This window comes from Lactococcus sp. dk101 (assembly GCF_009601055.1).
In the GTDB taxonomy this organism is placed as follows: domain Bacteria; phylum Bacillota; class Bacilli; order Lactobacillales; family Streptococcaceae; genus Lactococcus.
Map to the genome: position 1 here is coordinate 1 of NZ_WITI01000025.1, position 8791 is coordinate 8791.

Here is an 8791-nt window from a genome sequence, read left to right on the forward strand (position 1 = left end):
AGGAAACTACAGGTGGATAATCCATATCCTACGACTGAGCATCGCACTGTTAAGTATCTAAACAATTTAATTGAACAAGATCACCGTTCAATTAAACGTCGTAACAAATTTTATCGAAGTCTTCGCACTGCCTCAACCACGATAAAAGGAATGGAGACAATTCTAGGAATATACAAAAAGAACCGAAGAAATGGAACGCTCTTCGGCTTTTCGGTTTGTAATGAAATTAAGGAACTGATGGGTATCCAAGTCTAGTAAATACAAGGATAAGATAGATTTGTTTATTTTTTTAACTTTGCAACAGAACCACTTAGATCTTCCTTTTAATTTTTACGTCTTGAAAATTCGGTAAATTTAAATTTATTTGCTAAGTGATGACTCTCAGTATATTGAAAGCAAGTATTATCTGATAAAAAAACATGTGAACTAACAGAGACAATTTGTTTTTCGGATGGATTTATAGATAGATATTTTCTATCTATATCCTTGGCTGACTCGACGGTAATTTCTTTTTGAGCATAAGATATATTTAAATTCAGTGTGTTCTCTAAATAATCATAAATAGAATCCTCAGCTATCTTTCTTGTTAACCCCTTTGCTACTTCACATAAAAATATATCCTTATCTAAGATGGAGAAGATTCCATTGATTTCTCTTCTTCGTAAGATAAGATAAGCCAATTCATTTTCTGGAAGTAGAGTTATTTTAGCAATTTCGTCGTTTATTTTAATTTTTTCAAACTTTACCACATCAGTACTGCTTTCAAAGTTTAGCAATTCTTTCATTTCTTTGTATGAGGTTAATCCATTAACAGGGAAACTCAGTATAGTTCTGTCTATAACTGTACTTCCATAACCATGCCTTCGCTGTATTAATCCACTATCAGAAAGAATTTTGAGTGCTTGTCTTACTGTTGATCTCGAAACCCTATATATTTTTACTAATTCATTTTCACTTGGTATAACTTCTCCAGCTTGGTATGTATTAGAATAAATTTTTTCTTTTATTTCTTTAACAATTTTTTCATATTTTTTCATGAATAAATTATAACAAAAAGAATCATATAATTACAAGCGAGTTGACTAAAGCGTTTACATGTGATATTATTGTTTTGTAGATAAACTTGTTCGTACAACAAGAACAAAAAAGCGATTGTATTTATTATAAAAGAGGAGGAGTTTATGAGCTTTTTAAAAAAGGAGAAGAGTGTGGATGATAAAATATATTCCCCATTCAGTGGGAAATTAGTAAATATTTCTGAAGTATCCGATCCTGTTTTTTCTAAGAAAATGATGGGAGATGGCTTTGCAATAGAACCTGAAAGCTCTGAAATTCTTTCTCCTATAACTGGTAAAGTATTATTTGTTGAAGGACACGCAATTGGTTTTGCCAGAAATGACGGATTAGAAATTCTGTTGCATATGGGGCTAGACACCGTAAGTCTCAATGGAGAACCCTTCTCATTTAATATTAAGGCGGGTCAAAAAGTAAAGGGTGGTGACCCCATAGGAACTGTTGACTGGAATAACGTTGATGAAGCAGGACTAGATAAAACAACCATTATTACTTTCACAAGCTCTTTGAAGCAGAAAGAAGAGTTATTGATAGATTATAAAGAAGTAAAAGGAGGAGAAGAAATAGGAACCGCGGTAGTGCTCTAAAATTATTTATTTCAAAAAATTTTTAAAGGAGAAAATAATGTCTAAATATAGTGATATGGCTTCTGATATCATATCAGGAGTCGGGGGACAAGATAATATCGTAAATGTAATTCATTGCATTACAAGATTGCGATTTACTCTAAAAGAAAAAGATTTAGCAGATACTAAAAAGATTGAGTCAATAGTTGGTGTTTCAGGGGCCATATACAATCAGAACTTAAACCAATATCAAGTCATTATTGGTCAAACTGTAGAAGATGTGTATGATGAGGTAATCAAACAACTTAGTTATGATAAATCTAGAGATAGCCAAAGTGATAAAATTAATGACACTCATGATTCTAATAAAAATCCAATAGCACATGCATTTCAAGTCGTTATTGGTACTATTACTGGATCTATGATTCCTATAATTGGCCTATTAGCTGCAGGTGGTATGATCAATGGTCTTTTAAGTATGTTTGCAAAAGGCAATCATATTTTCGAACTATTGGATCCAGCATCATCCACATATACAATTATCTCCACAATGGCCATGGCTCCATTTTACTTCCTACCTGTTTTAGTGGGATTTTCAGCCGCAAAACAGCTTGCTCCTAAAGATACAACGCTGCCCTTTATCGGTGCTTCAGTAGGAGCATTCATGATTGCCCCTGGCCTCAATCCCTTGACACAGGCTACGATATCGGGAGATCAAATCATTGCAGCGCCACAAGTTATCGGAGAATTATTTGGCGTCACATTTAATACTAGCTACTTTGGTATTCCAGTAAACTTACCAAGCTATGCATATTCTATTTTCCCTGTTATTGTAGCCGTTGCTATTGCAAAGCCTCTAAATTCATGGCTTAAAAATCATCTTCCAGTTGCACTTCGTCCAATTTTCCAACCAATGATTACATTCTTTGTAGCTTCATCTGTTGTATTGATATTTGTAGGTCCAGTAATTTCAACAATTTCATCTGGAGTTTCAAAATTAATTGATGTCATTCTTGGTTTGAATTTAGGTTTAGCTGGTATTATAGTAGGTGGATTTTACCAATGTTTAGTTATATTTGGTCTTCACTGGCTTGTTGTTCCATTAATATCTCAACAAATTGCAGAAACTGGGGCTTCATCTCTTAATATGATTGTATCGTTTACAATGTTGGCTCAAGGCACTGGAGCACTAGCTGTTTTCTTCAAAACCCGTAAGAAAGAATTAAAAGGATTAGCAGCACCAGCAGCAATTTCTGCATTTTGTGGTGTTACCGAGCCGGCAATGTACGGGATTAACTTGAAATACATTCGTGTGTTTATAATGAGTTCAATTGGAGCAGCTGTTGGAGCAGGTGTAGCCGGGTTTATGGGATTACAAATGTTTGGCTTTTCCGGTTCTTTGGTTGGTTTCCCTAACTTTATTTCAAACCCTATTACTCATGAAGCTCCCGCAGGAAACCTGACTATTTTCTGGATCGCTTCTTTGATTTGTATGGCCGTTTCGTTCATGTTAGTCTGGTTCTTTGGATATAAGGATTCAGATGAAATGGGAGCAGGGCTAGAAAAGAAAAATATATTTAAAGATGCAGCTTAAAAAAAAGGATTAGGAATTCCTAATCCTTTTTTTAAACAATATTTCTATTATCACTTTAATAGTGAATTTAAATATTAAATATATGATATGGAGAAAAAATGAATTCAGATTGGGCTATTACTTATAATAATAATGCAACCGGAAAACGTTCCTATGGACAAGAATCACTAATGAGTTTAGGGAATGGTTATATTGGGTGGAGAGGTGCACCAATTTGGTCATCATACTCCGAAAACCATTATCCAGGTTTATACATCGCAGGAGTTTTCAATCAAACTAAAACAGAAATTTCAGGGAGAGATGTCATAAATGAAGACTTAGTGAATCTTCCTAATCCACAGTTAATGAAGATTTATATTAATAACATACTTGTAGACTTTGATAAGAATACTACTAAGCGAGAAAGTACAATAGACTTCAAAAACGGAGTACAAATTGATAATTATTCTGTTCAGGTAGACGAAGGTGAACTCACCTTAAAAACAACAAAATATGTAGATCCTATTGAATTCCATAAATTAGGTATTAAAGGGACGATTATTTCTAATTTTGATGCAAAAATAAGAATAGAGAGCCTTATAGATGGTGAAATATTAAACCAAAATGTTGAACGTTATCGTGATTTTAATAGTAAAGAATTTGATATTGTTATTATCAATGGTGATATTATGACAGTTAAAACTTTAACAACCAACATCGATATATCTATTGGTTCCCGTACCTGGGTAGATAAGCATATTTTACAGACTGTAAAGGACGATAATTCTAATAAAATAGTTCAAAAATACGATGATACCCTGTACTCTGGAAAAGAAATCAACTTCGAAAAAATTATTGTATTGTACACCAGTAATGAAAATAGTGATCCTTTTAATTCAGTTTCTAAAGACATGGTTAGCTTGAGCCTAGAAAATATTATCTCAAACAATGAAATCTATTGGAGTAGTGTTTGGAGAGATTGGGATGTCAAAATCGATTCGGATAGTAAAGATTTACAAGTTTTGACCCGTATGAATATATTTCATATTAGGCAAGCAGCACAACATAATGCCAACAGGAATTTGGATGTTTCTGTTGGTTCTAGGGCATTGACAGGAGAGGGCTATAGGGGACATATTTTTTGGGATGAATTGCTAGTGTTACCATATTATGCTGCTAACGATCCAAAGACAGCTAAAGATTTACTGAAATATCGTATAAAACGGTTATCAGCAGCTAAGAAAAATGCTTTAATTGATGGTGAAGAAGGGGCAATGTATCCGTGGCAGTCAGGATTATATGGGGATGAACAATCACAACTCGTCCACTTAAACACCGTAAACAATAAGTGGGAAAGTGACAATAGCAGACGTCAGCGCCACGTATCTTTGGCAGTTGTATATAACATATGGATTTACATCCAGTATACTGGGGATGAAACTATACTCGATGAAGGAGGACTGGAACTTCTTCTTGAAACAACAAAATTTTGGATAAATAAGGCTGAAAAAGGAAAAGATGGACGCTATCATATTGAAGGAGTTATGGGACCGGACGAATATCATGAGGCGTATCCCGGTAAAGAAGGAGGAATTAAAGATAATGCTTACACTAATATAATGTTGGTATGGCAAATTAATTGGTTACTTTCTTTAGAAAATCATCTCATGAAGAGATTCTCGATAGATGACTCATTCTTTGTTAAGGCTAAGGAAATTTCTAAAAAAATACACCTCAACGTCAATTCAGAGAGTGTAATTGAACAATATGATAGTTTCTTTGATTTAAAAAATGTTAATTTCTCCTACTACAAAGAAAAATATGGAGATATACATAGAATTGATAGACTATTAAAATCAGAAAACCTTTCTCCAAATGATTATAAGGTTATTAAACAAGCAGACACCCTTATGGCTTTATATAATTTAGGAAGTTCTAAAGTAAAAACGATTGTAGAACAATTAGGATACAATCTTTCTGAAAACTGGGTAAGAGCAAATAGAGATTATTATTTAGAATTTACCGTACATGGTTCAACAATATCGAGACCAGTATTTAGTGGGATTAGCATTGATTTGGGAGAATTAGAAGATGCTTTTGATACATTACTAATATCAATTGCTTCAGATTATAGGGACATCCAAGGGGGGACTACAGCGGAAGGAATTCATCTCGGGGTAATGGGAGAGACCCTTAAAGTGATACAAAATGAATTTTGTGGGGTCGATATGAGAGATGGTCAATTCTGTATATCTCCTAAACTTCCAATAAGCTGGAGAAATGTTAAACTCACTCAATTGTTTAGAGGCACTAAAATAAAAATAGAGATTGATAGTAATCACGTGCTATTAACCCCTAATGAACCAATTAGTGTCATTGTATATGAACATGCCCATAATTTGAAAGCAAATAAAGTGTATCAGTTTGATAGACAGTAAATAGTTGGATTAACAATCTAAACTATAAACGAAAATATACACTGAACGAGCTCATAACTTATAAGTTATGAGCTGTTTTAGTGTATACTAGTATTATTGGGCTTTTAACAGCTCACAACTAAAGCTTATAAATGGAGAATAGAATGAAGATTGGATATGCAAGAGTCAGTACCATTGATCAAAAGTTAGAAACACAGCTTGAATTATTGAAAGATGCTGGCGCAGAGGTCATATATCAAGAAAAAATGACCGGAACAACAACTCACAGACCTGAATTTGAGAAGATTCTTCAGATGGTCCGCTCCGATGATACATTGATTATTACTAAATTAGATCGATTTGCTAGAAATACACGAGAAGCTTTAGAAATTATTCAGGGTTTATTTTCTAAAGGAGTTAAGATTAATATTCTTAATATGGGAATCATCGACGACACACCGACTGGTCAACTCACTTTTACCATTTTTTCTGCTTTTGCTCAATTTGAGAGAGATATGATACTGACGAGAACCCAAGAGGGAAGGAACTATGCTCGAGAAAATGATCCTTACTTTAAAGAAGGGCGACCTTTAAAATATTCAAAAGAACAGATTGAATTTGCTCGAGAACTCCGCCAACAAGGAATGACCTATCGGATGATTGAACGAAAAACAGGAATTAGTGTTGCGACACTAAAAAGAAGGTTCCAATAAGGATAAATCGATAAAAAAGCATCGCTTTGAGCTATGCTTTTTATTTTTCATTTTTGGTTTTTAACATTTTGACAGAACCACTTAATTTATAATGTCGCTTTTTATAACAAGATAAACTAACAACGTTAATGATATAAAGATGACATTACAATTCGTGTTGCTCTGTCTTAATCTTCTTTTCTTTTATTTTTTTATACTCTTTATTCACATCCACAATTAAACGTTCTTCAATTGACTGATAGCCCCGTTCTTGCGTTTTAATTGAGTGATTGGGTCCTGTTGGAATTGGTGGTGTTGGTGTCGACTGATTTAAATTCATAGCCTCTCCTTTTCTTAAAACCTTTATTTTGTAGTTGGAAGATACGAAAAGTATCTCGTTGTTGCTCCGATAGAGCTTGCTGCTATCCATGATTTATTCTGCAATTGTTTAAAGTTCTCATTTCTTCCCGATAGAATAATTCCTGAGAACGTTGCATCATCCAGCTTTGGATATTTCTTCACTTGTTTTACAGCATCTCTATAGGGATAAAAATCGTCTCCGTTACTTAATTCTATTCTAGTTTCGTCATTGGCGTCATAATCAATGGAACGTTTTACAGCTGCAACAAAGTCACTATACATTCCATCATTTACAATGCCATTGCTTCCAGCATCCCCAGGTAAAGATAATACTTCTCTTTGATTAAGTTTTACTGAACTTCCATTCTCATCATCATAATATATTCCATCTTTAGAATATGTGTTAATTGTTGTACTAATACCAATATCAATGGGGTAACTTTCGTAATAAGTAGCATCAACGCTTCTTGACAGAGACAACCAGTTAAGTAATAGATTATCTGGAACCATTTTAAGTATTTCCCTATAGGTGTACGGTTTATCAAATGTAATCGCTACTTCGGAAACATAATCAGAAACTTGTTCTAACTTTTTTATTTCTTGAGGAAAGCTTTCTTTAGTACCGATAATCTTCGCATCAGCTAAAGAAATCTGGTAAAACTGTGGCCGCTTCTGACCCTCCCGATATGAAATGTTTTCTATTGTCCCACCGGGGACATAATCCTCATTCCCTACTGCTAGCCACCACATCTTATTGGAGAATGAAAATCCATAATTAATATCCCTTGTTCCTAATGGTACAGGAATTCCATCTAAATTTTTGTAAGAGGATAATGTATAAGAACCACTCAACAATCCTTGACTAGTACCTGTGATGGTTGATACAGTATTCGGAGCAGAGATTTCTGAATAAATATTGACCATCTCTGAGACCTTTTTGTTCTGTTCTTGTAAATAACTACTTCTCCAAATTCCAAGTCCCGAAAGAATTACAAGAGTTGTTAATATAGATATTCCAATTGTAATAAGCCTTCTTTTTAGCTTGTTCCTTTTCGCAAGTTTCATAAATTCTTTATCTAAATTTTTCATTTATTATCCTCCCCTATAATTTCCACTCAGAAAGATCCGTGTTACTTTCCTTCAATAATTTTTTTAGCTTCTTTCTTGATCTAAAAAGGGAAGTTTTAACTTTACTTTCGGAATAATTTTTTAATTTGGCAATTTCTTTAACAGACATTTCATCATAATAGTAATTTTTTAAAAGCTCCTGTTCTTCAGTATTCAATTGCTTAATAAAGGGATTAATATCCATTGTTTTCGGTTCTTTAATCTCTATTTCATGGAATTCTTTTTTTAAACTGTCTAGAATAATTTGGTACTTTTTATCTCTCCTATAAAGATCAATGTATATGTTTAATGAAACCCGGTACATCCAACTTCTAAGTCTTGATGGTGGTATAAATAAGTCAGTCTCAAGCATTTTAATAAAAACATCTTGAACCACATCTTGAGCATCATAAGGCTTAACTCCTTTTGAAATGAGCCAATTTATTACCTCGATTGAATAATTTTTTAATTCTTCTTCATAATCCTTAACATCCAAAATATCCTCCTCACTTATATAACGAATGAAATCTAATTTGGTTACATTTTTTATAAAAATTTCGTGGTAATTTGAACTTCTGTTTCAATTTTTTATAGGTTCATTTTAATTCAAAATACAATAAAAACATTTTCTCATTTCCGCCTAGGGCATTATCTGTGTTACATATCTTTAATATCGAATCTTACTTTTTGATGAACTGAGTATAGCATAAAATATTTATTTTTTTTAATTTATTTAAGAAAGACAACATTTTACTAAAGGGGTTTGGGGATTCCCCAAAAGATGGTAAAATAGGGGCATACCCTGGGGAACGATAGTTTTACCGGGGTATGGTAATTTACCAGCAAGTGAGTATACACTTGCTGTGCTCGCCATTGACGAAAGGAGCTGGGGAATGGAAAAGACATATTACACATTATCTGAACTTGCTAGGGAGTTTGGAACTTCAAAAGACTTGATGAAATATCACCGGAAATCACTTCCTGAGAGTGAACATTTTAAAG

9 protein-coding genes are annotated in these 8791 nt (G+C 33.5%); 5 read left to right on the forward strand and 4 right to left on the reverse strand.

Annotation, left to right across the window (positions count from 1 at the left end; genetic code table 11):
- Positions 1-255 (forward strand): DDE-type integrase/transposase/recombinase (locus tag GHI45_RS10970; protein ID WP_153497452.1); only part of this gene is annotated, 255 nt, incomplete at its 5' end.
- A gap of 68 nt (positions 256-323) precedes the next feature.
- Here GHI45_RS10970 and treR read toward each other — a convergent pair.
- Positions 324-1037 (reverse strand): trehalose operon repressor, encoded by a 714-nt coding sequence (gene treR / locus GHI45_RS10975; protein ID WP_147780898.1) that lies wholly within the window; start codon positions 1035-1037, stop codon positions 324-326.
- Positions 1038-1181: 144 nt separating this feature from the next.
- Between treR and GHI45_RS10980 the strand changes: the two genes are divergently transcribed.
- The 4 genes from GHI45_RS10980 to GHI45_RS10995 all read left to right on the forward strand — a co-directional run bounded on the left by GHI45_RS10980 (position 1182) and on the right by GHI45_RS10995 (position 6343).
- Complete coding sequence (locus GHI45_RS10980) at positions 1182-1661, forward strand: PTS glucose transporter subunit IIA (RefSeq protein ID WP_147780897.1); 480 nt, start codon at positions 1182-1184, stop codon at positions 1659-1661.
- Positions 1662-1698: 37 nt separating this feature from the next.
- Positions 1699-3234 (forward strand): PTS transporter subunit EIIC, encoded by a 1536-nt coding sequence (locus GHI45_RS10985; protein WP_147780896.1) that lies wholly within the window; start codon positions 1699-1701, stop codon positions 3232-3234.
- Between the two features lie 98 nt (positions 3235-3332).
- Positions 3333-5651, forward strand: coding sequence for a glycosyl hydrolase family 65 protein (locus GHI45_RS10990; RefSeq protein WP_147780895.1), 2319 nt, complete (start codon positions 3333-3335; stop codon positions 5649-5651).
- Between the two features lie 143 nt (positions 5652-5794).
- Positions 5795-6343 carry a recombinase family protein gene (locus tag GHI45_RS10995; protein WP_147780894.1) on the forward strand — a complete coding sequence of 183 codons (549 nt, stop codon included), beginning with the start codon at positions 5795-5797 and terminating at the stop codon, positions 6341-6343.
- Between the two features lie 145 nt (positions 6344-6488).
- Here the strand turns inward: GHI45_RS10995 and GHI45_RS11000 are convergent, their stop codons facing one another.
- Genes GHI45_RS11000 through GHI45_RS11010 form a run of 3 tightly spaced genes read right to left on the reverse strand, consistent with a single transcriptional unit; the run spans position 6489 to position 8285 of the window.
- Positions 6489-6662 carry a hypothetical protein gene (locus GHI45_RS11000; protein WP_153497453.1) on the reverse strand — a complete coding sequence of 58 codons (174 nt, stop codon included), beginning with the start codon at positions 6660-6662 and terminating at the stop codon, positions 6489-6491.
- A 23-nt stretch (positions 6663-6685) separates the two neighbouring features.
- Positions 6686-7771, reverse strand: coding sequence for an anti sigma factor C-terminal domain-containing protein (locus tag GHI45_RS11005; RefSeq protein WP_147780893.1), 1086 nt, complete (start codon positions 7769-7771; stop codon positions 6686-6688).
- Between the two features lie 13 nt (positions 7772-7784).
- Positions 7785-8285 (reverse strand): RNA polymerase sigma factor, encoded by a 501-nt coding sequence (locus GHI45_RS11010; protein WP_153497454.1) that lies wholly within the window; start codon positions 8283-8285, stop codon positions 7785-7787.
- Between the last annotated feature and the right edge of the window lie 506 nt (positions 8286-8791).

Bases quoted from the DNA above. Each gene is read 5' to 3' on its own strand.
- treR (WP_147780898.1), bottom strand. From the start codon at position 1,037: ATGAAAAAATATGAAAAAATTGTTAAAGAAATAAAAGAAAAAATTTAT.
- GHI45_RS10980 (WP_147780897.1), top strand. From the start codon at position 1,182: ATGAGCTTTTTAAAAAAGGAGAAGAGTGTGGATGATAAAATATATTCC.
- GHI45_RS10985 (WP_147780896.1), top strand. From the start codon at position 1,699: ATGTCTAAATATAGTGATATGGCTTCTGATATCATATCAGGAGTCGGG.
- GHI45_RS10990 (WP_147780895.1), top strand. From the start codon at position 3,333: ATGAATTCAGATTGGGCTATTACTTATAATAATAATGCAACCGGAAAA.
- GHI45_RS10995 (WP_147780894.1), top strand. From the start codon at position 5,795: ATGAAGATTGGATATGCAAGAGTCAGTACCATTGATCAAAAGTTAGAA.
- GHI45_RS11000 (WP_153497453.1), bottom strand. From the start codon at position 6,662: ATGAATTTAAATCAGTCGACACCAACACCACCAATTCCAACAGGACCC.
- GHI45_RS11005 (WP_147780893.1), bottom strand. From the start codon at position 7,771: ATGAAAAATTTAGATAAAGAATTTATGAAACTTGCGAAAAGGAACAAG.